Source organism: Leclercia barmai (genome assembly GCF_049312895.1).
Taxonomy (GTDB): Bacteria; Pseudomonadota; Gammaproteobacteria; order Enterobacterales; family Enterobacteriaceae; genus Enterobacter; species Enterobacter barmai.
Genome location: NZ_JBMNWZ010000003.1, coordinates 329,081 through 353,278 on the forward strand (window position 1 = coordinate 329,081; position 24,198 = coordinate 353,278).

The following is a 24,198-nucleotide window of genomic DNA, read 5'->3' on the forward strand; positions in this document are numbered from 1 at the left end:
ACAGTATCACTCCTTTAACGCGGCGGCAATGCAGGCTAATTTAATAAATATAAAGCTCCAACATATTGTCGGAGCTTAAATATATTTACGTTGCGGCTTCGATTATCAGGCTTCTTGCCAGCCGGCAAAGACCTCTTTATGGTTTTTAGTCAGCACCACATTATTGCCGTCAATTTTATCGACCCACTCCAGCGGAATATAATGGTGTTTGCCGCCGGATTCAGAATCATTTTTTGCCAGCTTAATACGTTCACCGTCGAGATGGTCAACCGTGCCGACGTGGGTACCGCAGCTAGCCATTACCTGAGCATGGTCCTTGATTTCACTCTTGTTTACCATAATTAATTCTCCTCATTAGGTTTCCACGGGTTGTTGCACGAAACTAACTGTAGTCCATAAATAACGTTTCTACCGCTTCATTAGCATTTCGAAACATTATTTCCCGAAGCGTTTAAGGGTCTGGCGAAATATATAAGAATAAGCTGAGAATATTATAGGGTGGCGATTATGCCTCATAATTAAAGTCACGCACTCAACACGGAGGCATATATGGTAGAAGCGAATCGCACCGAAATATCCCTGGCTCTTGGTGAAGCGGTTTTAGATGTCGTACAAAAAGGCCAGGAGGTGTCGAGAGAGAATCTGGCACGGGCCATGAAAACGAAAGCGGAGCGAGAGAAAGATGACGAGCGTCTTCTTGATTACTGGAAAGCCTGTCACATCCTCGCAGCGTAAATCAGGCGGCGCGGGGTCTGTGCCCCGCGCCGTCTTTACGATCCCTCGCAATCCATAAGGCTGGCGATGGTTTACAGACTGGTATCCTGCTCCTGACGCGCAGACGCATGCGTCAGGAACTGTACTTCAACCCGACGGTTGCGCTCATCTTCCGGCGAGATCCCTTTCAGAGGCTGCGAATCGCCAAAACCGGCCACAATTACCCGATGCGACTGTTGGTCATTGAGATTAGCTATTAATAGCTTACGTGCCTCACGTGCCCGGGCAGCTGACAGCGTGTAGTTGTCGTCATACACCGTGCAAAAACGGGCGTAATCCACTACCGGGTTATTCACACCGAGATTATCAGTATGGCCTTCCACAAAGACCTGCGTATTGGTTGAACCGCTAACGAACTCCTGAATCCGTGGTGCCAGTCTTGCCAGAGCATCTCTGGCCTGATCGGTAATGCAGGCGCTGCCGCGGGCAAAAATTTTATCACGCAGGGTGATTTTACCGGTGCCCATATCAAACCCCACCAGCGCCGCATCGCCCTTATCTTCCATCTCCTTTTGCATACTGTGCATCATGGCGTTCAGCTTTTGCTGAGCAGCCGCCTGGCCGCTATTTTTTTCCTGCTCGCGTTTCACTTCAGCCACTTTGTTTTGCAGCACCGATAACACCAGCATCAGCATCACCACAGCCATCACGCCTGCCATCAGATCGGAAATGGATATCCACTCATTCGGTTTTTCTTTCATAAAATATATCAGGCCTCAGCGCGTTCGGACTCAAGGAGCCCTCTGTAATACTGAGCATCAGTGGCCAGCGTGCTCATATTGCGGTTGATATCCATAAGAGAGCGGACGATCGTGCTGCGTTCGTCGGCCGACTGCTGTGCTGAAATCTGCTTATCGATGCGTGCGCACAGCTCAGTAACGTTTGTAGTGATGTGCTCAATGGTTGCAGGCAGCGTCCCCAGTAGATCAAAGGCCTCGCTGAAGCGTTTGATGTAGTACTCCATCTTGCGGTTACCTTCTGATACCGCCGCCAGGCCTCCGGTGATCTCCTTCGTGACGCGCTCGATGTAGGTGGTCATTGAGGTGACCTTCTCATTCAACGTATCACTGGTTTCGGTGAATCCATACATCACCTTACGCTGAATATCGGCCGCTTTTTCGGTCGTCTCTTGCACCGTAGTCATGGTGGAGTGGATCTGTGACGACATGTTGTTGACCGATTCGCTGATCTGCGATGTCGCTGACTCCAGCTTGTCGGCCATCTGGACCATGTTGCCGCTGAATGACTCATCCATACTGGTGATGGCGTTGTTCAGAGAAATTTCAATCTGATTCATGGTAGTGCTGAGCTGGCTGGTAGAATCCGCCAGCTTGTCACTCATTTGCTGCACGTTGCGGGTGAAGTCGGCATTCATGTCATTCACCACCTGCGACAGCTCACGCTTAATCTCGGTCATCACATCACCAAGATCGCTGCCCAGCGTCGAGACCACCTTTTCAAGACTCACCGCCGAACCGGAAACCTGCTGCGAAGCCGCGCTCATGGTTGCGGCCGCTTGTTGCAGTGCCGCCAGGTTCTCTTCACTGTTACGGGTGTAGGTTTCGAGCAGATTACGCGACTGGTTGTTGATCTCCGCAATCTCGTTCAATGCTGCGAGATGGTACTGATGGCGCTGTGCTTCCTGCTCTTCACTGCGTGCCGCCTGCTGGCGGAACTCTTCGCGCAGAGCGGTCGTTTGCAGTGCCATCGCCTCAACCAGACGCTCAGTTGCCGCGTTACGTCCGGCTTCTCGCAGCTGCTGACGGGAGACATTTTCCGCGGTCTGCAATGCATGTTCTTCAGTCAGCGTCTGTTGAAGTTTGGTCATACACCAGTTCAGACGGCGCTCTTCATAGCCATTTTTCGACTCCCAGATTTTGAGCACGATAAAGGCGATGATCCCCCAGGTGGAGGTTTTGAATTTCGTCCCGAGTCCTTGCATCATCTCCATCAGATCGCGCATTGAGGAGTCCATCGCCCCGATACTGTTGCCGGAGTTATGCAAAATGCTTGAGGCTTTATCGAGCGCCAGCCCCAGCCCGAGGAACGTCCCCAGCAGGCCGAGGATCAACAGCATACCTGGCATGATAGCGGCCATTTTCTCGGCTTTGGTCGCCAGCGACTGGCTCAGCTCAGCGGCCGAACCCATTTCAGCGCTCATCCCCGGCTGCGCCGCCTGTAACCCACTTCGCTCCCAGGCCTGCTGCCAGTATGACTCCTTGGCATAACGTCTGACATTCAGCCAGGTATACAGTACGGCCAGCAGCATAACGGCAAAAAAGCCCAACTGCAGCGCATCGAAGCCAGGAATTAAAAAGTGACCAATCTCAATCAACAGATTCATGCCATCACCTCAACCAGCAGACCCGTTTCGGTACGTTTCTGGCAATCAGCGCCAAAGATATTGGCAAAATCGGTGATCAGGCTTTGTTCACTTAGCGAAAGTGAGGACCAGGCACGATCGTTCTGGGAGCAGTCGATCAGTAATGCGCCGACGGTAGCGCCCTGATCGAGCAGATATTCTTTCCCTTCAGCAATCAGCTGTTGTTCATCTTTTTCCAGCATCTGCAGGAATCCTTCCGCCGCGTTCACATAGCTGCGACGCGCCTGCAGATCGTCACCTAATTGCTCCAGATCTGCCGTGTCACGCGGCAGTGTAATTTTCAGATCGTTCAGGGCGCTCACTTCTGCTGGTTCCAGCTCCTCGTATTTCTGTGCGCGAACCAGACGCTTATGCAGCAGTTGATCTTTTGCAAGGGCGCTATTTTTCTTCTCCCACTCCTCTTCCAACAGCTGGCGACTTTTCTCCCAGGCAATGATCATCTCTTCAAACACAAACGGGATAATCGGCTTGCCAAACTGGCGCTGAGTCAGTTCATCCAGGCGCATCGTGTCTGCGTCGCTGAACTCCGCATCCTGCTGGATCAGCGCGTTTGCCGCGTAAACCATAAAATGCATATCGGCATCAATATCGCTGATTGAATTAACGGCCTGCATACGGGTTTCATAGAAGGCCAGCAGCTTTTGCACCGCACGCAAACGCAGGAAATATTCGAAATCCTGCAGGGTGTCGCGTTTCACGGCGATGTCCACTTCCGCCTTGGCAATCAGGTAGTTATTCACGATGGAGAATGCCGATACCGCCTCTTTCTCCTCTCCGTTTAGTTCGCGTTCGGCTTCTGCCATCGCCTGCGCGTGACGACGCGCCTCTGCCAGTTCTTCCTCCTCCATCTGCTTCTGACGAGCGTCTTTGCACCAGTTAATGACCCACTCAAGCGCTTTTTGCAGCTTTTTCACCAGCGGTTGTTTATCGAGTTTTTCCAGCCACGCCAGGGCACGATCCAGCCCGACCAGCGCTGCTTTCACCCATGGATGGCCGATAAATCCGCCTAACACCTGGAGGATCTTTCGCCCGGTGGCGATATGAGGCTTAATGCGCTGCCACATCTGGCTGACTTTTCCGATGAAGCCTTCCGCTTTCTCTGCCATAAAATTGATCGCTCTACCGGCGACTTCTTTGGCTTTACTGACTACTGAAGAAACAGCACTGCTAAATGAAGACACGACAGAAGAAGCGAAAGAGCTAACACGACTCCAGATACTCATGACTAAATCCTTAGCTCAAACCGAGCATTTTTTTTGCTGTGTTAATGTGGGGAGGAATGGATGAGGACGCGTCTGAAATCGCGCCGTAGGCATCACGAATTTGCGTTAACGCGCTTTCGATATGCTCCAGCGTAAGTTGTTGTTCTGATTCCAGTACGGCCTTAGGCAATGCCAGACGCATAGCATTACGGATATCACGGCCAGACAAGCCTTCCGAGAGCGACGCGGCCTGTTCCAGCATGGTTTCCCGCGCTTCAGCAAGCGGGATAGCAGAGACGAACAGTTTCGCCCAAATGCGAAAACGTTCGTCGTCACCAGGTAACGTGAAACCAATATGATGAGTGATGCGACTCAGGAAGGCGCTGTCGTAGTTTTTGACAAAGTTTGTGGCGAAGATGACGATACCGGTATGTTTTTCCAGTTCGATTAGCAAAGTCGATCGCATCGCATTCACTTCGTTATCGATCCCCTGGGTGACAGAGGAGAGACGTTTTCCCAACAAGGTGTCAGCTTCATCGAAGAATAGCACTGCATTTTCATCAGTAGCCTGACGGAAAAGCGCAGCAATATTTTTGGAGGTCTCCCCCATAAATTTGCTTTCGAGATCGGCGATACTGACAGTCATGATATTACGTTGAAGACTCCCCGCCAGCGCTTCAGCCGTCAGGGTCTTCCCGGTACCCGGTGGACCAAAGAAGTTAAGCACAATGCCATTGCCAACCGGGTCGACGGCCGCAAATCCCCATTCAACATAGATTTTATGGAAATAGTCGATTTTAGCCCTGGCTTCATCAAGCTGGGCAATGACCTGTGCCGTCAGTGCCACATCACCTTCCAGCGTAAATCGCGGGGTAACGGCGGAAGTAAACGCTTTTTTTTCTTCGTTGGCAGGTGGTTTATCTAGCCCCTGCGTAAATTGCGGCCGGATACGTCCCAGGGACATTTATTACCTCATCATGGGCTATAACAAATTTAAATTAAGTTACGGGCGTCATAGGGTTAACGGCAGCCTCTAAAAAAACTACAGTTAATTTTTATAATGTATTCAGCAGAACTACCAATATTGGTCTATGGAGTAAAAAGTAGAAGAGAGGACTGACATATCGTGTCAGAACATACCGGCAGAATAAAAATTTGATCAATGCCCGGACTGTTTCCAGGCATTATTGGGATCAGGCTTTCAGGGTGAGCGGTGCGAAAGAAACCAGTTCCTGCAACAACAGAGCGTTATCTTCCGATTTGAATAACAGGCGTAGATCCTCCTGTTTACGGGTAAATGCCAGCGCCTGCGGGTCGGCGCGCCCGCTGATACTATCCTTCACTTTGCCATTACACCATTGACGGTAATGTTCCAGCGTGGCGGCATAACGTCGCGAATTTTCACGCATCAGATGCTCAGCCAGCCTGAATTTCCCGTACCGGTCGCAAAGCTGGCTTTCGATATAAATAGCCTTTGGCACCAGATCGAGCATGATGTTAATAAAATCCAGAACCTGATCTAAGTGTCTGTCGCTGAGCTTATCAGCATAGGAGAGTAAGTTATCAATAAAAGAGAGAACCTCATTTCTCTCATTCCCCATCTGAGCGATAAGCGTTGCCGCAACGTCATGGGTTTCTTCTGCCACTCTTCTATCCAGTAACATCACCCGTGCAGACTCAACAACGCCAAAATAGCGCGACAATTTTCCCATATAGAAAATGACGTTCTGGGCATGAACATCTTCTGAGATAAGGTCCATGCTTTGCTGCAACTTATCAATTTTTTGCGCCAGATACATGGTCTGCATAACCATCGCGCCCACAATGACGCCTGTTGATAAGCCCACCGCCGCCAGCTGCATGCTTTGCGCCATTTGCATCAACTGCTTGATTTCTCCGATAGAAGCGGTATCAAGCACCACCTCTTTTAGAGGAAGGTGCTGAGCGATACCGCTTTTTCCGGACAGGGAATGCCAATATGCGACACCATCCCGAATAACGGCATGCCCTGTTTCCAGAGCACTTTTCACTTCCTTATATACGTTGACCCAGTCAATGGTCAGTAAGGTCTCTTTCAAAAGAAATCCTCCTTTTTACTGAGCATTTGCTGACGCATTGCAGCAATTTGTACGACTGCGGGCAACGTCACACGAAACGCAGGACCACTGATTGCAGGGATAGTGAGTAAGGCTGTGATTGCCATGCCTACCGGGCCGGTAAAGATGCCAATCATTCGCGCAAGGCCAGCGTTCGCGGCGAACGTTAACCCTTTGCCGAGGATCGCTTTAGCTACGGCATTGGCCACAATCATCGCCACCTGATAAGACATAAAACCGCCCATACGAATAGACGTAATGATCGCAGTGAGCGCAGCGCTACTGGCAAGGTTGCCATCTATTTTGAATTGATTACGGATATTCCTGCGCTCATCCTCATTCATTTTTTCCCAGGAATCTGTGAACAATTTAGCCAGCAATGCCTGCTCAATATCCACGACGTCTACAGAGAAATCGGTTTTAACAGATAATTTTTTGCACACATCGATAAGGATTTCTTTATAAACAACGCCATTCCCGCGGAAGAGATTAACAAAAGTATCCCCGCCAAAATGCTGCAACTCAGCCGCAATAAGCTGCCAGACCTGTTTATAATCTTTGCCTGCTTCCTGAAAAGCCTTATCTCCCGTTAATGATTCGGTGTAACGCGTCGAGCCGTCTTTATCCTTAGTAAGATAATTCACTAATACTTCCAGCATCTCATTATCCGAGTAGCGGAGCAGTTCCAGATCTTTATCTGTTCTGAATTTTCCCATTATTCTTTACCATCCGAATGCTGTTTTCATTTTTTATTGCGTAATTTGTTTTAAATCTGGTGCCCTGATAAGGGTTAACGGCATCTGCACCAAAAACTACAATGAAATTCCTTAGATTTTGCGAGGGATGAGAATAACCGCACAGGATGACAGAAAGTGTCAGTTGCTAACGGGCAAAAAAAAACGGCCTTTGCAGTTAGCAAAAGCCGTATGTTTTAGGTACAAAATCACTCGTCGAAGAACCAGTACCCCTGGTTAATCAGTCCGGTCAGCTCTTCCACAAATGCCGGGTTTTGCAGGGCAGCGCCCAGCTCCGCCTGACCCAGCTCGGTGTAGCGGCACAGCGCATCTGCCGCGCTGGCATCCACCGTCTCCAGCAGTTCGCTGTTGATAAAGACGCTGCCGCCGACGTTCAGCACCCGCAGCCCGCTCAGGCGGGTCAAGGTTTCGCCGCCCATCAGCGCGTCGAGCACTTCTTCTGGTGAGTACTCTGGTTCCGCCGGGGCGATATCCAGCTCGTGACGCGGCGTGGAGATGAAGCTGCCAAACCACTGCTTGAAGTCTTCCGGCTTGCTGATCATGTCGATCATCATCTTGCGCAGACGCTCCAGCTCGTAAGCCTCCACCCGGCCCGGATGCTCGCGGCAGGTGAGATCCGGATCGCTGTAGTGCTCGCCGCCCAGATCGTTTTCCAGCGCGTAGTCGGCAAAGCTGCTGATCAGATCCCGGCCGTTTGGCCCACGGAAGCCGACGGAGTAGTTGAGCGCCGTCTCATGGGTAAAACCGTCGTGCGGGAATCCAGGCGGAATGTAGAGGATATCCCCCGGGGCCAGATCTTCATCGATGATCGGCTCAAAGGGATCGACATGCAGCAGCGCCGGATGCGGACAGAACTGACGCATCGGCAGCTTGTCGCCCACGCGCCAGCGACGGCTGCCCATCCCCTGGATGATAAACACATCGTACTGATCGATATGCGGGCCCACGCCGCCGCCCGGCACCGAGAAGGAGATCATCAGATCGTCCAGACGCCAGTCCGGCAGCACGCGGAACGGACGCACCAGCTCGGCGGCAGGCGCGTGCCAGTGGTTTACCGCCTGCGCCAGCAGCGACCAGCCGGTTTCACCCAGCCCCTCGAAGTGCTCGAACGGACCGTTGCTGGCCTGCCATTTGCCCTCTTTATGGCTGACCAGGCGACTGTCCACTTCCGGCTCCATCGCCAGCCCTGCCAGCTCATCCGGGCTGATTGGATCGATAAAATTCGGCAGTGCATTCTTTAAGACAACGGGTTTCTTTTGCCAGTATTTTTCTAAAAATTCCGGCCAGTTCAGGTTGAGTTGATACGCCATGGTTAGCACCAGTTAAAAAGACAAACGGGTGTGATTATAGGAAGAGGCGGCAGCGCGCTGCCTTGTCGTGGGTCAAGCAGGGATGAAAACCTGCCGCATTCAGCCATTCGTATGACACAGCCTGTCAGTTTCACGCTTTATCGTGAGCGCGAGTTACAGAGCGACTTATATCGTTAATCACTAAGAGCGTATTGTTATGAGGCGTGCCATGAGCCCATTCATTGAACTTCCGGTTTCCGCCAGCGTGAAGACCCTGATGGCGGTCTATACCCGTAAGGAGAGCCCGTCCGTTTACTCCCCGGTGGCCGGTGAACTGCCCGAGGGGAGCCTGGTGCGCATCCAGGCGGCGGTGCTGGGTGATGCGGTGCAGGGCAACCCGCACTGGTACCGGATTGATGACGGGACGTTTATCTGGGCGGGTGCCTGCAGCCGCGTCGAGCCCTACCCCGCGTTTCCGCCGGTAACCCGCGTTAACTGGAAAGCGGTGGTATTTGAGGTGCGTTAGGCGCTGATCACCCGCACATCCTGCGCCGCAAGCGCCTCTATTACCTCAGCATCCATATCGGCTTCCACCACCAGCACGTCGATTTCGCTGCTTTTCGCGACCACAAAGCGCGCCACGCCGGGGATTTTGTCGGTGGTGAGCGCCACGATGGTCTGGCTGCTCTGGCTAATCACCGCTTTTTTGAACTCGCAGTCGGCAAAGTCGAACCCGGTCAGCCCCATGCCGGGATCCATCGCGCATCCACCGATAAACGCCTGATCGAAGATAATCCCCTGGATCTGGCTGGCCGCCGTGGCCCCCACCGCACCGCCAGATGAACGCTGGATCTGCCCGCCGGTGATGATCACCTCGCACAGCGGATGGCGCAGCAGCTCGGCGGCGATGGCCGGAGAGTTGGTCACCACGGTGACGGCCAGATCTGACGGCAGCGCCTTTGCCAGGGCGAGGTTCGTGGTGCCGGTATCGATAAAAATGCAGCTACCCGCTTTAATCAACGTTGCCGCTTTCTGCGCGATCGTGATTTTTTTTGCGTGGTTTTTCTGCTCGCGGCTGATGAAATTTCCGGCATCCGCCAGCTGCAGCACCGCCCCACCGTAGACCTTCTTACAGATCCCTTCTTTACTAAGCTCATGTAAATCCCGGCGAATGGTGTGTTCCGACACCTGCATCCGGGTGGCCAGTTCGGCGCATACCACCCGGCCATTTTCCTGCAGGATCTGGCGGATCAGATCTTGTCGTTGTTCCGGGAAAGCTGCATAATCGAGCATAAATTATCTTCTCTGGATTTGAATCGAGCAACAACGTGCATAATGTTGCATGACGACCTGCTCTGTCAATTCTGTCCCGTGCTCGCGCCGGGACAAAGGTTCAACCCTGTAAGGATGTGAAATGACCTCTCAGACCACCGGAGCCGTCCAGCGGCTTGCCACCCGGATCGTCTTTTTTATTGCCGGTTACGTTACTGCCACCTGGGCGGTGCTGGTGCCTTACGCCAAAGCGAATACCGGCGTTAACGAGGCCACCCTCGGCTCGCTGCTGCTCTGTCTTGGGATGGGGGCGCTGATTGCGATGCCGCTCACCGGGATGCTCACCAGCCGCTACGGCTGCCGCCGGGTGATTATCACCGCAATGGCGATCGTCGTACTGACTACGCCTTGGCTTGCGATCATTCCCGATCCGCGCCTGCTCGCCGCCGCCCTGCTGCTGTTTGGCGTGGGGGTCGGGGTGACGGACTGCGCCATGAACATTCAGGCGATTATCGTCGAGCGCGACTCGCCAAAGCCGGTGATGTCCGGTTTCCACGGCATGTACAGCGTCGGCGGGATTGCCGGTGCCGGGGCGATGACCCTGCTGCTGACCCTCGGGGCCAGCGCCTTTGTCGCCTGCCTGGTTATCCTTCTCAGCGTGGTGATCCTGCTGGCCTTCAGCCTGAAAGGGCTGCTGCCCTGGGCCAATCCCGCTTCTGGCCCGGCCTTCGCGGTGCCGCGCGGCGTGGTGCTGCTGATTGGCCTGATCTGCTTTGCGGTGTTTCTCGCCGAAGGCACGGTGCTGGACTGGAGCGCGGTATTCCTCACCGAGGTGCGCGGCGTGCCTGAATCGCTGGGCGGCCTCGGCTTCACCTGCTTCTCGATAGCGATGACTCTGTTCCGCTTAACCGGCGACAAACTGATCGCCCGCACCGGCCCCCTGCGCGCCGTGGTGGGTGGCGCGATCGTTGCCGCCGCAGGCTTTGCGCTGGTGACGTTTGTCCCGCAGTGGGAGCTGTCATTGCTGGGCTATGTGCTGGTGGGCGCCGGTTGCGCCAACATCGTGCCGGTGATGTTCTCCGCCGTTGGCCGCCAGACCCGCATGCCGCAGGCGGTTGCCGTCCCGGCTATCACTACGCTTGGCTATCTCGGCGTGCTCGCCGGGCCCGCGATTATCGGTTACGTGGCCCACGCCACCTCATTAACCCAGGCGTTTATGGTCATTATGGTGCTGATGCTGGTCGTCGCAGCGCTCTCCGTGACTGTCACCGCCTCTCAACCTGCCCGCAGCGAGGGATAAGATGAATATTGCACATGTCGCACTTTGGACCCGTAATCTGGACGCCCAGGTTCACTTCTGGCAGACCGTTTTTGGCGGCCAGAGTAACGAACGCTACCTCAGCAAAAACCGGCCGGGGTTTGAATCGCACTTTATAACGCTTTCCGACGGGCCGACCATCGAGCTGATGACGGTGCCGGATCTGCCGGACAGCCCGTCGCACCCGGAGTTTGTCGGCTGGGCGCATATCGCCCTGAACGTCGGCAGCAAGGCGGATGTGGATCGGATGGCGGAGCAGGCGCGGTTGAGTAACACGCTCCTGAGCGCCCCACGAATGACGGGTGATAGTTATTATGAAGCGGTAATTGCGGACCCGGACGGGAACCGGATTGAGCTGGTGGGGGAGTGATCCACCGTGCCAATAAGGGAGCATCGCCGGGTGGCGGCTACGCCTTACCCGGCCTACCAAACCCGTAGGCCCGGCAAGCAACGCGCCGCCGGGCGGCAACTATCCACCAGCGATAAAGAACGTTCAGCAGAATAAAACACACACAGCAACTCCCTGGTCCGGCTGAAAATCGCCGAAGCGTTTCCTGTCGGCCGGGGCGAGGCGCATGGATGCGCCGAGAGGGCGTGACCTACAGGGATGTAGGATCGCGCCCGACCCGATAGCCGAAAGGAATAAGCTGAGGGTACCGCGTAGCGGCGATTTTCTTTGCCGGGAGCCGGGGTAGCCAGGGGGGAGGCGGCGAGCCCCCCTGGCACGTTCACGGGTGACGCGCCTGACAGAGAAGTACAGAACGTAAAGTGAACGGAACTACCACCGATAGCCGCATGCTTCCCCTCACCCCAGCCCTCTCCCCAAAGAGGAGAGGGGATCTACCGTGCCCCTCATCTGATTGACTACAAATCAACCATTTTTAGCCTACGCTTACCCAATGTGAAAAGCGGTTTTGAAAACTCATCTACCGCATTCATACAGTTATCATATAGTTAAATGATAATGATAATTAATGTGTTAAAGTGACTGCGTTCATAAAACTGCCGCCATAACCGCTTGAACATGAGGGAGGTAGTTTTCACGCTGAGCGAAATCCTCTCATCTCTGTCAGGCTGAATCATTGGGGCTATTAATGGAACATATTGTCTACGTCGTTGATGATGATCACGCTGTCAGGCGGTCCGTTGTCGGGCTGCTGGAGTCTGCCGGGCTGAACGCCCTCGACTTTTCCTCGGCAGAATCCTTTTTACAACACACCTTTGAAGACGTGCCCTCCTGCGTGATCCTCGATATGCAAATGCCGACCATCAGCGGGTTTGAGGTGGCGGACTCCCTGAAGGCCAGCGGACGCGAAATCCCGATTATCTATCTTACCGGTCACGGCACCATTCCGATGACGGTGAAGGCGATGAAGGGCGGCGCGTACGAGTTTCTCACCAAACCGGTGGCGTCGAATGACCTGCTGAACTCCATTGGCGACGCGCTGAAGCTGGCGGAAGAGAACGCCCTGCAGCTGCGGGAGCAGTACTCCCTGAAACAGCGCCATCTCTCGCTGACGCCGCGCGAGCAGGAGGTGTTGCAGCTGGCGATCAGCGGAATGCTGAACAAGCAGATCGCCGCCGAGCTGGGGGTGAGTGAAATTACCGTTAAAGTCCACCGCCGACGGGTGATGGAGAAGATGCAGGCCCGCTCGCTGGCGGATCTGGTCAGGGCCGCAGAGCGCCTGACCAGAAGCCAGCCCTCAGAGTGACGTCTCGCCCTCCGCCAGCGGCAGGGTAAAGGCAAAAACGCAGCCGTGCGGCTCGCGGTTGCGGGCCGTCAGCTTGCCGCGATGGCGCTCGATAATGCTGTAGCTGATGGTCAGCCCCACCCCCATCCCCTGGGCTTTGGTGGAGTAGAACGAGTCAAAAATGCGCTCGCCCTGCCCCGGCGCGATGCCGGTCCCGCTGTCGGCAATCTCAAATTTGATCCCGCCCTTTTCCGGATTCGACGTCGACAGCAGCAGCGTGCCGGGACGATCCTTGATCTCCGCCATCGCCTCCACCGCGTTCATCACCAGGTTCAGCAGCACCTGCTGGATCTGCACGCTGTCAGCCACGATAAAACTGTTTTCTGCCGCCAGGGCAAAGCTGACGCTGATACTCCGGCGATCCAGCTCGCTGCGCGACAAGGTGATGATGTGCCGCACCAGGTGGTGCAGATCGATGCGGGTGAAGGCCGGATCCTGCTTGCGGGTGAGCGACTGCAGGCTGCGGATGATCTCCCCCGCCCGCTCGCCCTCGGAGACAATCTCCTCCAGGCCAATTCGCGCCTTATCCAGCCGGGCCGGTTCGCGGTTCAGCCAGCGCAGGCTCGCTCCGGCGTTGGCAACAATCGACATCAGCGGCTGGTTGATCTCGTGGGCGATGGACGAGGTTAACTGCCCGACGGTAGTGGCGCGCGAGACGCGGGCCAGCTCCGCCTGGGCCACTCGCATGGCGTCTTCCGCCGTGCGCTGGGTGGTGATGTCGGTGATGATGCCGTAATACTCGTTCACTTCGCTGCCCACCCCCACCGGATCGCCAATCCCCAGGATAGTGCGCACGGCGCCGTCGGCGCGGATGATGCGGAACTCGGCGCGCATGGTCAGCCCGTCGCGCACGCTCTCGGTGACCAGGGTGCTGATGCGCGGATAGTCATCCTGATGCACAAACGTCAGAAACTCCGCCATCGAGATCATCTTCTGCTTCTCCGGCAGGCCCAGAATGCGGGCGTACTCCTCCGACATAAACATCAGATCCTGCTGCAGCTCCCAGCGCCAGCTGCCGGTGTGGCTGATCTGCTCCCCCAGCATCAGCGAGGTCTGGCTTGCCCGCAGCTCTTTCTCCACCCGGCGGCGCTGCTGGTTCTCCTCCAGCAGCTCGGCATAGAGCCGGGCAGTCTCCAGCGAGATGGCGGCATGGGCCCCCAGCAGGCTCACCACCCGGGAGTGCTCAACGGTAAAGACCTCCGGCATCAGGCGGTTTTCCAGATACAGCACCCCCACCAGCCGCGCCTGTTTGAACATCGGAACGCACATCACCGCCGCGCCGGAGGTGACCAGATACGGATCCTGGCTGAAGGGGTGGAACTCCTCCGGTTTGCCGGTGTGGATCTCCTGCCCGGTGCGGATCACCGCCGCCAGCACCGTCAGCGGCATCTCGGTCGCCATCGGTACGTCTTTGCGGATCTGCACCCGCACCCCGTCGGTGGTGGTGCTGGCGCTGGCCTCGATCTCCGGAATGTTGTTGTCGTTTACCCGGATCAAAAAGCCGCGCTGCGCCCCGGCCCGCTCCAGCAGGATAGTCATCAGGGTTTCGATCAGCCGTTCGAGGTTGATCTCCTCCGACAGGGCGCGCGACGCCTTGATCACGCTCTGCAGATCGCGGATCTCCTCGTTGCGGGCAAAGGCCACGGTGTCCCAGGCGTTGGCCTGCCCGGGCGCCATCAGCCAGGGGAAATCCCGCTCCAGCTGGCGCACCTTCGATTGCGCCCCCGCCCGCACCCAGGCGGTTATCGCCCCGCGGAAGTGGGCATCGGCGGCGGTGGTGTAGCCGCAGGCGTGGGCGAAGCGGCCCGCCAGCTCGTGGGCCAGGGCGTTGAACGGGTTGAAGCCCCCTTCGCGGGAGAGGCGCACCGCCTTCTCGTACTGTTCGAGGGCGATGCTGTTCATGCCGTCGAGGCGCACGATCTCGGCGTAAATCAGCGCCTCTTTATCGGCGAAGGTGCCGGGGTTGATCCGCGCCCAGAGGGCGATTTTGTCGTAATGAAGGTGGATCTGGCGGCGCAGATCGGCGGTAAAGGTCTCCGGGGTCAGCTGCTGCGAGAGGGTCAGCGCGCTGTAGAGATGGTAGTCCAGCAGATGAATATGGCCCGGCGCGGACCAGGCGAACCGCCCGGCCTGGGCCAGGTTCTCCGCCGCCTGCGGGAATTCGCCGCAGGCGAAGTGGGCCATGCCGCGATAGAGCCAGAACCAGAACAGCATGGTGGAGGTCTGCTCCGTGGCCTGCCCTGTAGCGCCGGGCAGCAGGGATTGCGGCAGCACCTCGCTGGCGCTCCAGGGGCCGCTCACCGGGGTGCGCAGGTGCTCCACGTAGTGGCGCTGCATCAGCAGGATCGCCTCCACGTCCTGGAAATGGGTTTTGCGCACGAAGGCCAGCCCGCGCTCGATGCTCATCAGCACCGCGTCGAGGTGATCGCCCCGGGTCAGGAAGTTGATCACCTGATGACAGGCGGCAAAGCAGGCCACGGTCATGTCCCCGTGGGTTACGGCGGAGGTAAAGCAGGCTTTGGCGCACTCGATGGTGTAGCCCAGCGGCTGGGTCCAGACGCTGAGCTGATCCAGCGGCAGCAGGGTTTTGGCCTCAAAGGCGTCGTAGCCGTGGCGGTTTACCAGCTCCCGGGCCAGGGTGCCGTACTGGAAGCCGAGCCGGTATTCGGCGTAGCGGTGGCCAATCAGCACCCCGAACCACGCCATCGCGGTGGTGGAGGCGCCGGTAATGCCGTGATCGAGGGTCAGGTGCATCATCCGGCACAGCAGCACGAAATGCAGGCGCGAGCTGGTAAAGCTGGCGAACAGGCTGGCGCTGTTGAGCAGGTTCATCACCGCCTCGGTATCGCCATCCTTCATTAGCGGCAGCCGGTTGAAATGGCTCTGCGGATTATCACCAACGCGGTTGCACAGGCTCTGCCAGGCCTCGTCGCACTCGGCGGTCTCCGGGAAGCGGCTGACGTGAATGCCAAACACCGCCAGCCAGCACAGGGCTGCCTCCAGCGCCAGCCGGTTGTCGGACTGGCGCATATAGACTTCCGCCAGCAGGTTGGCCGCCAGCGCCTTCTCCGCCAGCCCGCCGGGGGAGCCGAGAATGCGGTCGCACAGCCTGCGGGTGGTCTCAAGATTGCCCAGCGCGAACTCGCACCCGGCCTCTTCGCTGTCGAGGATAAAATCGCTGGCGCTCTCGGGCGCGGCACCGGCGTTGCCCAGCGCCCGGGCGGTCTGGATGTAGCTCAGGGCGGACAGATAATCCCCCGAGCGCCGGGCGCGTCGGGCGGCCAGCAGGCTCAGCTCGCGGAACATCTGGCGCTGGGGGGCAGGCTGGATGCAGTCCAGCGCCGCCGTGACGTGGTGGACGGCGCGGAACAAAATCTCGTTGCCCGCCGCCTGACGGGCCGACTCCGCCAGCAGGCTGGCGGTGGTCAGGTGCAGGCGGCTGCGCTCGGCGTTATCCAGCAGGGCAAATGCCGCCTCCTGAACCCGGTCGTGGGTAAAGGCATAGCCGTCGGCGCTGAGGGTGATCAGCTGCGCCGTCACCGCCGGGTGCAGGGCATAGCGGATCTCCGCCACCGACATCGACACCACCCGGCAGACCATCTCCAGCTCGCCGCTACCGCCCAGACAGGCGATGCTGCCCAGCAGGCGGCGGGCCTCTTCGGGCATCTCCTCCAGCTGCTGCAGCACCAGGGTGACCACGTTTTCGGTGTAGTGCCGGGTGCGGATGGCGTGCAGATCGTAGTGCCATTTGTCCTGATATTTATTGTGCGTCACCAGCCCGTCATCGACGATGCGGCGGAAGAACTCATGCACAAATAGCGGGTTGCCGCCGGTTTTCTCGTGGATCAGCCCGGCCAGATCGGTGGTGCTGGCGGAGCGGGTATGGAAGATGTTCGCCAGCCAGCGGGAGACCGCCTTCACCGACAGCGGCTCCGGGCGCAGCTCGGTGGTGTTGCGCGACGCCCGGTGCAGGTTCGCCAGCTGCTGATGCAGGGTGTTGTCCGGCAGCGAACAGGCGTCCCGGTGCGCCACCACCATCAGCAGCGGCATGTTAGTGCCGTGGGTCAGCAGGTATTCGAGAATTTGCAGGCTGGCGGCGTCGATCCAGTGGATATCGTCCAGCAGCAGCACCAGCGGAGCGCCCGCGCTGGCGAAGGTTTTCACCAGCGCCAGCACCATGTGGCTGAAGCGCGCCCGGGCGTCGATGGAGAAGGTATCGCTGGAGAAGCGCGGCTTGTTGTCCAGCAGCAGCCGCAGCTCCGGCACCAGGCTGACGGCCAGCTCTTCGTAGCCCTCCAGCTCCCTTGAGAGGCGGATCTTCCAGTGCGCCACCTCCACCGCCGGGAGCCCCAGCAGGTGCAGCGCCAGGGTGCGAAACGCCGAGGTCAGGGCGGCATAGGGCAGCGTAGGGGAAAACTGATCCACCTTGCCCACCGCCAGCAGCGCGCTGCGGTGCTGTAAGGCCTTCAGCGCCGAGGCGATCAGCGACGACTTACCGATCCCCGACGGGCCGCTGATGGCCACAAATCCGGCAATCCCATCCCGGCTCACCCGGTCAAAGGCGTGGATCAGATCCGCCGCCTGAGGATGGGCGGTGTAGAGGGTATCGGTGAGATGAAACGCCGGCGAGCGATCCTGCAAACCCGGCGTGAAGGCGGCAATATCCCCCTCGTCGCTCAGGGTGGCCTGGCAGCGGCGCAGGTCGGCAATCAGGCCATCGATGGTCTGGTAACGGTTCTCCGGTTTTTTCGCCAGCATTTTCAGCACGATGGCCGACAGCATGGCGGGCACGCCGGGGCTGACCTCTCCTGGCGATCGCGGTTCCGAGGCGATGTGATAGTGCGCCCACTTGCCCTGATCCTGGCCGCCCAGCTCAAACGGCAGGCTGCCGGTAAGCAGCTCGTAAAGCACCACCCCGAGGCTGTAGAGATCGCTGCGGCTGTCCACCGCGCGATGGGTGCGGGTGGTGTGTTCCGGCGACATGTAGGCAGGCGTGCCGCCCACCACCGCCAGCCTCGACTGCTGCAGCTCTTTCGAGGTGCCGGACGACAGGCCAAAGCCCCCCAGCCGACAGGTATTGTCCTCGTGAATAAAGATATTTCCCGGCTTGATATCCCCGTGCACCAGGTTGCGCAGATGCATCAGGCGCAGGGGCAGGCTGATGCGGATCGCCAGCTCCAGAAAGCTCTGGATGCAGGCCATCGGCGCGCCCACGATGCGCGTCAGCAGCACAAAGGAAAAAGGGGCATAAACCAGTGCAAAGCGCCCGTGGTACTGGGTGCTGGCGACCGGACGCACGGCCCAGTCGTCGCTCAGGTACTCCCGCAGGGCAAACTCGTTGCGCAGCAGGCGCGTTGCGCTGGCCTCTTCTTCATCGCTCACGGCGGTGGCGATGATAAAGGCTCCGCCGGAACGGGGCAGTCGGGCGTTGAGCCAGCAGAGGCTCCCCTCCTGCCCCAGCGGGGTAAAAATGACGTCTTCTTTAAGCACAAAAGCCCGCCCTTCGGATAAATTTCCGGGGGCGGGCCAGATCTCAGGCAGCGATGGGTTAGTCATCCACGTTCCTTATTTTTCTTCATTAATGGTTATCGTGGGAAACAGGTAAAGGTGTTGTCAGGTGGCGAGCGCGCGCTGAATATGCGCCAGCAGCACATCGACATTAATGGGTTTGCGCAGAAAAACAACGGCACCATTCTCAACAGCGTAGCGCTCTATGTTGTCATCCGCATGACCAGAGATAAAAATGAGCGGCGGGGGCGAAGTGGCGATGAGGTGCAGCCTGTCGAGCATCTCCAGACCGTTCATCCCCCGCAGGCGGATGTCGGCAATCACCAGCGCCGCGTCGGTCAGCGCGGTGGGGTGGCTGAGAAACCCCTCCGCCGAGTCGAAGGCTTCGGTGGCGTACCCCTCCGACTGCAGCAGGTTGCTTAACCCGCTGCGAACAGACCGTTCATCATCAATGATGGCTATGCGCTGCGGCATGCTCGTGTTCCTCAAATGAATCGTGATTAACCCTCACTGCCGTCGCCGGGACGGGGTGGAGGCGGAGTGCCGCTGATTTTGGGAACGCATTCGTGACGAAACCAGGTCATCGTCAGCTGGCGGCTGAAAAGACGGCGGCCAATCGGGATCAGCTGCTCCCCCACCAGCATGCCAAACAGCCCCATCAGCGCAACAACGGGCGGCGCGGGCGAGTGTACATCAATTGCGGCATAAATAACCCCTGCCAGAATTCCACAGCTCAGTGAAATGACCCAGGCTTTCATGACGAGGCTCCTGTTGAGAGGGTGACGGGCGCTTTTTGCGCGGTGTCGTCAGCGTGCAGAAAATGGCGGGTCGCCTGTTCGCTGGCCAGCATTCCCAGCAGACCAATCAGCGCCAGCGCGGGCGGCGCGGGGGAACGCACTTTCAGCAGCGCGTAGAGCAGGCCTATCAGCACGCCTGCCGCGAGGGAAATTAACCCAGTACTCATGGTGAACTCCAGGGAGGTCAGCGGCAGGCCGGATGAGGGCCCAGCCTGCCGCGTCGAACTTAGCGGACCGGGGCCGGAACCGGGGCCAGGGTTTCGTGCTCGCTCTTCTGGCGAGACGGTGCTTTGTGCACCATGGTGTAGGCGTAATCCACGCCCATGCCGTAGGCACCGGAGTGCTCACGCACGATATCCATTACCGCGTTGTAGGTCTCTTTACGCGCCCAGTCACGCTGCCACTCCAGCATCACCTGCTGCCAGGTTACCGGGATCACGCCGGCCTGGATCATGCGCTGCATCGCGAAGTCGTGGGCCTCTTTCGAGGTGCCGCCGGACGCATCCGCCACCATGTAGATCTCGTAGTCGCCTTCCAGCATCGCGCACAGGGCGAAGGTGTTGTTGCACACTTCGGTCCACAGGCCGGAGACCACCACTTTCTTCTTGCCGTTGGCTTTCAGGGCGTCACGCACTTTCTGGTCATCCCAGGAGTTCATGGAGGAGCGCTCAAGGATGTCTTTACCCGGGAAGACGTCCAGCAGTTCCGGGAAGGTGTTGCCGGAGAAGCTTTCGGTTTCAACGGTGGTGATGGTGGTCGGGATGTTGAACACTTTGGCCGATTTCGCCAGCGCTACCACGTTGTTTTTCAGCACCTGACGGTCGATAGACTGCACGCCAAACGCCATCTGCGGCTGCTGGTCGATGAAGATAATCTGACAGTTATCCGGGGTTAACACTTCGAGCTTTGAGTTAGACATAATGGTATCCAGTGAGGTTAACAGGTGAAATCCGCCGCACCACCTTTGACGATGCGTTGACTGCATCCTATGTCTCTCTCGCCCCGGAGGTAATTATCTCTTTGTATAATTAACCTTTCGTATAGTTATACGTCGGTATAGTTATACTTTGGTATACCTATCCCTTTGTATAACTGGTTTTTTTCGGTAACCGGTTCCAATAATCCTGACCAAACCCCTCTCAGTCAGGAGCAGTTATGACTTCCTCTGCTAAAGCAGATCTGATTCTGGTGAATGGCCAGTTTCATACCGTCGACCGTGAAAATCCCCTCGCCGAAGCGGTGGCCGTACGTGACGGCAAATTCCTTGCCGTCGGCACCGTAGCCGACGTGATGCAGTACCACGACGAGGCCACCAAAGTGGTGGATCTCAAAGGTCACACCGCCATCCCCGGTCTCAACGATTCGCACCTGCACCTGATCCGCGGCGGGCTGAACTACAACCTCGAGCTGCGCTGGGAAGGGGTGCCGTCGCTGGCCGACGCCCTGCGGATGCTGAAAGAGCAGGCCCTGCGCACCCCGTCCCCGCAGTGGGTGCGCGTGGTGGGCGGCTGGAGCGAGTTCCAGTTTGCCGAGCGCCGCATGCCGACCCTGGATGAGATCAACGAGGCCGCGCCGGATACCCCGGTCTTTATCCTGCACCTCTACGATCGCGCCCTGCTCAACCGCGCGGCGCTGAAGGTGGTGGGTTACACCAAAGAGACGCCGAACCCGCCGGGCGGCGAGATCCAGCGCGACGCCAACGGCAACCCGACCGGGATGCTGATCGCCCGTCCGAACGCCATGATCCTCTACGCCACCCTCGCCAAAGGGCCGAAACTGCCTCTGGAGCAGCAGGTGAACTCCACCCGCCAGTTCATGCGTGAGCTGAACCGTCTGGGGCTGACCAGCGCCATCGACGCGGGCGGCGGTTTCCAGAACTACCCGGAAGACTACGAGGTGATCGCCGAGCTGCACGACAAAAAGCAGATGACCATCCGCATCGCCTACAACCTCTTCACCCAGCGTCCCGGCCACGAGCTGGAGGACTTCGAGAAGTGGACCGACATGCTCAAGCCGGGCCAGGGCACCGACTTCTTCCGCCATAACGGCGCGGGGGAGATGCTGGTCTTCTCCGCCGCCGACTTCGAGGATTTCCTCGAGCCGCGCCCGGATCTGGCCCCCGGCATGGAGGACGAGCTGGAGCGCGTGGTGCGCCATCTGGTGGAACACCGCTGGCCGTTCCGCCTGCACGCCACCTATGACGAGTCCATCAGCCGGATGCTGGACGTCTTCGAGAAGGTGAACCGCGAGATCCCGTTCGACGGCCTGCACTGGTTCTTCGACCACGCCGAGACCGTCACCCAGCGCAACATCGACCGCATCAAGGCTCTGGGCGGCGGCATCGCCGTGCAGCACCGCATGGCCTTCCAGGGCGAGTACTTCGCCGAGCGCTACGGGATGGAGGCTGTCCGCCATACCCCGCCGGTGACCCGCATGCTGGAGACCGGCGTGCCGGTAGGCTTAGGCACCGACGCCACCCGCGTGGCGAGCTACAACCCCTGGACCGCGCTCTACTGGCTGGTCTCCGGGCGCACCGTGGGCGGCATGCAGATGTACGATCACAGCGCCCGTCTGGATCGCGATACCGCCCTGATGCTCTGGACCCAGGGCAGCGCGTGGTTCTCGAACGAGCAGAACCAGAAAGGGCAGATCAAAAAGGGCCAGCTCGCGGATCTCGCGGTGCTGAGCAAAGACTTCTTCCGCGTGCCGGAAGAGGAGATCAAGGGCATCGAGTCGGTGCTGACGGTGGTGGACGGCGATATCGTCTATGCCGCAGGCGCTTTCGGCCCGCTGGCGCCGCCTGCTATCCCGGTTCTGCCGGAGTGGTCGCCGGTGGTCAAGGTGCCGGGACACTACCGATCCGCGCCACCGCAGGCCGCCCGGGTGGGGATGAGCGCCGTGCACCACTGCAGCGGGCCGTGCGGCGTGCATAACCACGCCCACGATTTTGCCCGCAGCGCAGAGATGCCGGTGGCCGACGATAACGCCTTCTGGGGAGCGCTGGGCTGCAGCTGCTTCGCGTTCTGATCATGATGAACTCAACTCAACCCCTGCCCCGGATCGACCTGGGGCTGTTCTTCCTGCGCATCACCGGCAGCCTGCTGTTGCTCTACGTTCACGGCCTGCCGAAGGTGCTGCACTTTAGCGAAGAACTGACGCGGATCGAAGATCCTTTTGGCTTTGGGCCGTACTTCAGCCTGATCCCGGCGATCTTCGCCGAGGTGATCTGCCCGATCCTGATCCTGTTCGGCGTGGCGACCCGGCTGGCCTGCGTGCCGATTATCGCCGTGCTGCTGGTGGCGATGCTGGCGGTGCACCCTGACTGGTCGATTGCCGAAGGTCAGTTTGGCTGGCTGCTGCTGATTATCTTCACCACCCTTGCCATCACCGGCCCCGGCGCGTGGCGGTTACGCTCGCGTGCCACGGAGAGATTCGCATGACCCAGGTGACCGACGCGCACATCGAGCACCCGCCTGCCCCGGCGATGTCGACGTGGCAGCCGCTGCACCAGCGGGTGTTCCGCATGCTGTGGATCGCCACGGTGGTGTCGAACGTTGGCTCGTGGATGAGCGACGTCGGGATCAACTGGAGCATGCTAACGCTGAGCGCCGATCCGCTGGATATCGCCATGGTGCAGGCGGCGAGCAGCCTGCCGATGTTCCTCTTCGCCCTGCCCTCCGGGGTGATGGCGGATATCGTCGACCGGCGCAAGTACCTGCTGTTTTCGCAACTGTGGGTGTTTATCGCCGCCGCCGGGCTGACCATTCTGTCGTTTACCGGCCAGGTGACGCCGACGGTGCTGCTGGTGGCGGCGTTTCTGCTGAGCGTCGGCAGCGCCATGAGTTCGCCGCCGTTCCAGGCGGTGGTGCCGGATCTGGTGAGCAAGGCGGAGCTAGGCCCGGCGATTGCCCTCAACTCACTGGGGGTGAACATCAGCCGCGCCATCGGCCCGGCGCTGGGCGGCTTTTTGCTCTCGCTGGCCGGGCCGTGGATGGTGTTCCTGCTCAATGCCCTGTCGGTGCTGGGCGTGGCCTGGGTGCTGTGGCGCTGGAAGCCTGCGCTCTCGGTGCAGCGCCTGCCGCCGGAGCACTTTTTCTCGGCGGTGCGCGCCGGGGTGCGCTACGTCCACGCCGCCCCGGTGCTGCGTAACGTTTTAATTCGCACCGTGGCGTTCTTCGTGTTCGCCAGCGCGGGCTGGGCCTTGCTGCCGCTGGTGGCGCGCCGGGAGCTGGGCCTCGGCCCGGCGGGGTACGGCATCATGCTGGCCTGCATCGGGATGGGGGCGATTGCCGGGGCGGTGCTGCTGCCACGACTGCGCCAGCGCCTGAACGCCGACCGGCTGATGGTGGCGGCAAGCCTGGTCTTCGCCCTCACCATGCTGGCCCTGGCCTTCGTGCGCCACTTCTGGCTGCTGAACCTGTTTGAGTTTTTCACCGGCTTTGCGTGGATTGCGGTGCTATCCACGCTCAATCTGGGGGCGCAACGCAGCGCCGCACGCTGGGTGAAGGCCCGGGCGCTGGCGGTCTATCTGACGGTCTTTTTCGGCTCGATGACCGCGGGCAGCGCCCTGTGGGGACAGATTGCCTCGCACTTCAACACCTATACGTCACTCTGCGTGGCGACGGTGGGGATGCTGCTGGCGAGCGCCACGGTGCTGCGCTGGAAGCTTGAGAAAGATCCTAACCTGAATCTGGACACCAGCGGCCTGATTGCCGACGACGCCCGGGAGAACATCCCCAACGAGCGTGGCCCGGTGCTGGTCTCCTGCGAATATCTGGTTGATCCCGACGCGGTAAACGACTTTCTGCAGGCGGTCCACGAGCTGCGCCGGGTCAGGCGGCGGGCGGGCGCCATGAGCTGGGCGGTGTATGAGGATATCGACCGGCCGGGCCTCTATATCGAGACCTTCCTGCTGGGCTCGTGGGTTGAACACCTGCGTCTGCAGGAGCGCCACACCATGAACGACCACCTGCTGCAAAGCCGCGTGCTGGCTTTTCATCAGGGCGATGCACCCCCGGCGACCCGTTATCTGGTGGCGCCGGTTTAAAACCTA

The 24,198-nt window shown here is 58.7% G+C and carries 22 protein-coding genes; 8 read left to right on the forward strand and 14 right to left on the reverse strand.

The features are described 5' to 3' along the window. Window positions 1-105: 105 nt before the first annotated feature. The gene (locus ACOYA6_RS14235; RefSeq protein ID WP_039030547.1) at window positions 106-339 is read right to left on the reverse strand and encodes a DUF2171 domain-containing protein; all 234 of its coding nucleotides are present in this window, start codon (window positions 337-339) and stop codon (window positions 106-108) included. A gap of 210 nt (window positions 340-549) precedes the next feature. Here ACOYA6_RS14235 and ACOYA6_RS14240 point away from each other — a divergent pair, with 210 nt between their 5' ends. Continuing rightward, window positions 550-735, forward strand: a complete 186-nt coding sequence (locus ACOYA6_RS14240) for a DUF2767 family protein (protein WP_039030548.1) — start codon at window positions 550-552, stop codon at window positions 733-735. A 71-nt stretch (window positions 736-806) separates the two neighbouring features. On the opposite strand, the gene ACOYA6_RS14245 is transcribed toward ACOYA6_RS14240, so the two are convergent. The 7 genes from ACOYA6_RS14245 to ACOYA6_RS14275 all read right to left on the reverse strand — a co-directional run bounded on the left by ACOYA6_RS14245 (window position 807) and on the right by ACOYA6_RS14275 (window position 8,520). Beyond that, window positions 807-1,475 carry an OmpA/MotB family protein gene (locus tag ACOYA6_RS14245; protein WP_422654885.1) on the reverse strand — a complete coding sequence of 223 codons (669 nt, stop codon included), beginning with the start codon at window positions 1,473-1,475 and terminating at the stop codon, window positions 807-809. A gap of 8 nt (window positions 1,476-1,483) precedes the next feature. Then, window positions 1,484-3,118, reverse strand: a complete 1,635-nt coding sequence (locus ACOYA6_RS14250) for a hypothetical protein (RefSeq protein WP_422654886.1) — start codon at window positions 3,116-3,118, stop codon at window positions 1,484-1,486. Next, window positions 3,115-4,263: a hypothetical protein gene (locus tag ACOYA6_RS14255; RefSeq protein WP_286172738.1), complete on the reverse strand. Its 1,149-nt coding sequence runs from the start codon at window positions 4,261-4,263 to the stop codon at window positions 3,115-3,117. The genes ACOYA6_RS14250 and ACOYA6_RS14255 overlap by 4 nt, the downstream gene beginning before the upstream one ends. Before the next feature lie 127 nt (window positions 4,264-4,390). Further along, entirely contained in the window at window positions 4,391-5,323 is a 933-nt protein-coding gene (locus ACOYA6_RS14260) for an ATP-binding protein (RefSeq protein WP_422654887.1), read from the reverse strand. Window positions 5,324-5,552: 229 nt separating this feature from the next. Continuing rightward, window positions 5,553-6,437, reverse strand: a complete 885-nt coding sequence (locus tag ACOYA6_RS14265; protein ID WP_422654888.1) for a hypothetical protein — start codon at window positions 6,435-6,437, stop codon at window positions 5,553-5,555. Next, window positions 6,434-7,171, reverse strand: a complete 738-nt coding sequence (locus tag ACOYA6_RS14270; RefSeq protein WP_138370169.1) for a YaaW family protein — start codon at window positions 7,169-7,171, stop codon at window positions 6,434-6,436. Before ACOYA6_RS14270 ends, ACOYA6_RS14265 begins: the two co-directional genes overlap by 4 nt. Before the next feature lie 227 nt (window positions 7,172-7,398). Beyond that, a complete protein-coding gene (locus tag ACOYA6_RS14275) occupies window positions 7,399-8,520 on the reverse strand; it encodes a ribosomal protein uL16 3-hydroxylase (protein ID WP_422654889.1) in 1,122 nt (373 codons plus the stop codon). Between the two features lie 208 nt (window positions 8,521-8,728). On the opposite strand from ACOYA6_RS14275, the gene ACOYA6_RS14280 reads away from it, so the two are divergent. Then, window positions 8,729-9,025 carry an SH3 domain-containing protein gene (locus tag ACOYA6_RS14280; RefSeq protein WP_422654890.1) on the forward strand — a complete coding sequence of 99 codons (297 nt, stop codon included), beginning with the start codon at window positions 8,729-8,731 and terminating at the stop codon, window positions 9,023-9,025. Here ACOYA6_RS14280 and ACOYA6_RS14285 read toward each other — a convergent pair. After that, complete coding sequence (locus ACOYA6_RS14285) at window positions 9,022-9,792, reverse strand: DeoR/GlpR family DNA-binding transcription regulator (RefSeq protein ID WP_422654891.1); 771 nt, start codon at window positions 9,790-9,792, stop codon at window positions 9,022-9,024. The genes ACOYA6_RS14280 and ACOYA6_RS14285 overlap by 4 nt on opposite strands. A 121-nt stretch (window positions 9,793-9,913) precedes the next feature. On the opposite strand from ACOYA6_RS14285, the gene ACOYA6_RS14290 reads away from it, so the two are divergent. From ACOYA6_RS14290 to ACOYA6_RS14300, 3 genes are all read left to right on the forward strand, one after another. Continuing rightward, entirely contained in the window at window positions 9,914-11,071 is a 1,158-nt protein-coding gene (locus tag ACOYA6_RS14290; RefSeq protein ID WP_039030552.1) for an MFS transporter, read from the forward strand. 1 nt (window position 11,072) lies between these two features. Then, entirely contained in the window at window positions 11,073-11,459 is a 387-nt protein-coding gene (locus tag ACOYA6_RS14295; protein WP_039030553.1) for a VOC family protein, read from the forward strand. Between the two features lie 724 nt (window positions 11,460-12,183). Next, a complete protein-coding gene (locus tag ACOYA6_RS14300) occupies window positions 12,184-12,801 on the forward strand; it encodes a response regulator transcription factor (RefSeq protein ID WP_039030554.1) in 618 nt (205 codons plus the stop codon). On the opposite strand, the gene ACOYA6_RS14305 is transcribed toward ACOYA6_RS14300, so the two are convergent. Genes ACOYA6_RS14305 through ACOYA6_RS14325 form a run of 5 tightly spaced genes read right to left on the reverse strand, consistent with a single transcriptional unit; the run spans window position 12,793 to window position 20,064 of the window. Then, window positions 12,793-18,396 carry a trifunctional serine/threonine-protein kinase/ATP-binding protein/sensor histidine kinase gene (locus ACOYA6_RS14305; RefSeq protein ID WP_039030555.1) on the reverse strand — a complete coding sequence of 1,868 codons (5,604 nt, stop codon included), beginning with the start codon at window positions 18,394-18,396 and terminating at the stop codon, window positions 12,793-12,795. The genes ACOYA6_RS14300 and ACOYA6_RS14305 overlap by 9 nt on opposite strands. Window positions 18,397-18,453: 57 nt before the next feature. Continuing rightward, a complete protein-coding gene (locus ACOYA6_RS14310) occupies window positions 18,454-18,822 on the reverse strand; it encodes a response regulator (RefSeq protein WP_039030556.1) in 369 nt (122 codons plus the stop codon). A 26-nt stretch (window positions 18,823-18,848) separates the two neighbouring features. Then, window positions 18,849-19,106, reverse strand: a complete 258-nt coding sequence (locus tag ACOYA6_RS14315) for a DUF1427 family protein (protein WP_039030557.1) — start codon at window positions 19,104-19,106, stop codon at window positions 18,849-18,851. After that, the gene (locus ACOYA6_RS14320; protein WP_039030558.1) at window positions 19,103-19,312 is read right to left on the reverse strand and encodes a DUF1427 family protein; all 210 of its coding nucleotides are present in this window, start codon (window positions 19,310-19,312) and stop codon (window positions 19,103-19,105) included. Before ACOYA6_RS14320 ends, ACOYA6_RS14315 begins: the two co-directional genes overlap by 4 nt. A 59-nt stretch (window positions 19,313-19,371) precedes the next feature. After that, the gene (locus tag ACOYA6_RS14325) at window positions 19,372-20,064 is read right to left on the reverse strand and encodes a hydrolase (RefSeq protein WP_039030559.1); all 693 of its coding nucleotides are present in this window, start codon (window positions 20,062-20,064) and stop codon (window positions 19,372-19,374) included. 236 nt (window positions 20,065-20,300) lie between these two features. Between ACOYA6_RS14325 and ACOYA6_RS14330 the strand changes: the two genes are divergently transcribed. From ACOYA6_RS14330 to ACOYA6_RS14340, 3 genes are read left to right on the forward strand one after another with little or no spacing between them, the layout of a single operon-like run. After that, a complete protein-coding gene (locus ACOYA6_RS14330; protein ID WP_039030560.1) occupies window positions 20,301-22,172 on the forward strand; it encodes an amidohydrolase in 1,872 nt (623 codons plus the stop codon). 5 nt (window positions 22,173-22,177) lie between these two features. Beyond that, complete coding sequence (locus ACOYA6_RS14335; RefSeq protein WP_419146419.1) at window positions 22,178-22,585, forward strand: DoxX family protein; 408 nt, start codon at window positions 22,178-22,180, stop codon at window positions 22,583-22,585. Then, on the forward strand, window positions 22,582-24,192 hold the full coding sequence (locus tag ACOYA6_RS14340) for an MFS transporter (protein ID WP_039030562.1): 1,611 nt from the start codon (window positions 22,582-22,584) through the stop codon (window positions 24,190-24,192). Before ACOYA6_RS14335 ends, ACOYA6_RS14340 begins: the two co-directional genes overlap by 4 nt. Window positions 24,193-24,198: the final 6 nt, after the last annotated feature.

Coding starts and splice junctions, on each gene's coding strand:
- ACOYA6_RS14330 (WP_039030560.1), top strand. CDS start 20,301: ATGACTTCCTCTGCTAAAGCAGATCTGATTCTGGTGAATGGCCAGTTT.
- ACOYA6_RS14235 (WP_039030547.1), bottom strand. CDS start 339: ATGGTAAACAAGAGTGAAATCAAGGACCATGCTCAGGTAATGGCTAGC.
- ACOYA6_RS14300 (WP_039030554.1), top strand. CDS start 12,184: ATGGAACATATTGTCTACGTCGTTGATGATGATCACGCTGTCAGGCGG.
- ACOYA6_RS14340 (WP_039030562.1), top strand. CDS start 22,582: ATGACCCAGGTGACCGACGCGCACATCGAGCACCCGCCTGCCCCGGCG.
- ACOYA6_RS14285 (WP_422654891.1), bottom strand. CDS start 9,792: ATGCTCGATTATGCAGCTTTCCCGGAACAACGACAAGATCTGATCCGC.
- ACOYA6_RS14255 (WP_286172738.1), bottom strand. CDS start 4,263: ATGGCAGAGAAAGCGGAAGGCTTCATCGGAAAAGTCAGCCAGATGTGG.
- ACOYA6_RS14275 (WP_422654889.1), bottom strand. CDS start 8,520: ATGGCGTATCAACTCAACCTGAACTGGCCGGAATTTTTAGAAAAATAC.
- ACOYA6_RS14320 (WP_039030558.1), bottom strand. CDS start 19,312: ATGAGTACTGGGTTAATTTCCCTCGCGGCAGGCGTGCTGATAGGCCTG.
- ACOYA6_RS14310 (WP_039030556.1), bottom strand. CDS start 18,822: ATGCCGCAGCGCATAGCCATCATTGATGATGAACGGTCTGTTCGCAGC.
- ACOYA6_RS14305 (WP_039030555.1), bottom strand. CDS start 18,396: ATGACTAACCCATCGCTGCCTGAGATCTGGCCCGCCCCCGGAAATTTA.
- ACOYA6_RS14240 (WP_039030548.1), top strand. CDS start 550: ATGGTAGAAGCGAATCGCACCGAAATATCCCTGGCTCTTGGTGAAGCG.
- ACOYA6_RS14295 (WP_039030553.1), top strand. CDS start 11,073: ATGAATATTGCACATGTCGCACTTTGGACCCGTAATCTGGACGCCCAG.
- ACOYA6_RS14315 (WP_039030557.1), bottom strand. CDS start 19,106: ATGAAAGCCTGGGTCATTTCACTGAGCTGTGGAATTCTGGCAGGGGTT.
- ACOYA6_RS14260 (WP_422654887.1), bottom strand. CDS start 5,323: ATGTCCCTGGGACGTATCCGGCCGCAATTTACGCAGGGGCTAGATAAA.
- ACOYA6_RS14250 (WP_422654886.1), bottom strand. CDS start 3,118: ATGAATCTGTTGATTGAGATTGGTCACTTTTTAATTCCTGGCTTCGAT.
- ACOYA6_RS14325 (WP_039030559.1), bottom strand. CDS start 20,064: ATGTCTAACTCAAAGCTCGAAGTGTTAACCCCGGATAACTGTCAGATT.
- ACOYA6_RS14270 (WP_138370169.1), bottom strand. CDS start 7,171: ATGGGAAAATTCAGAACAGATAAAGATCTGGAACTGCTCCGCTACTCG.
- ACOYA6_RS14335 (WP_419146419.1), top strand. CDS start 22,178: ATGAACTCAACTCAACCCCTGCCCCGGATCGACCTGGGGCTGTTCTTC.
- ACOYA6_RS14245 (WP_422654885.1), bottom strand. CDS start 1,475: ATGAAAGAAAAACCGAATGAGTGGATATCCATTTCCGATCTGATGGCA.
- ACOYA6_RS14280 (WP_422654890.1), top strand. CDS start 8,729: ATGAGCCCATTCATTGAACTTCCGGTTTCCGCCAGCGTGAAGACCCTG.
- ACOYA6_RS14290 (WP_039030552.1), top strand. CDS start 9,914: ATGACCTCTCAGACCACCGGAGCCGTCCAGCGGCTTGCCACCCGGATC.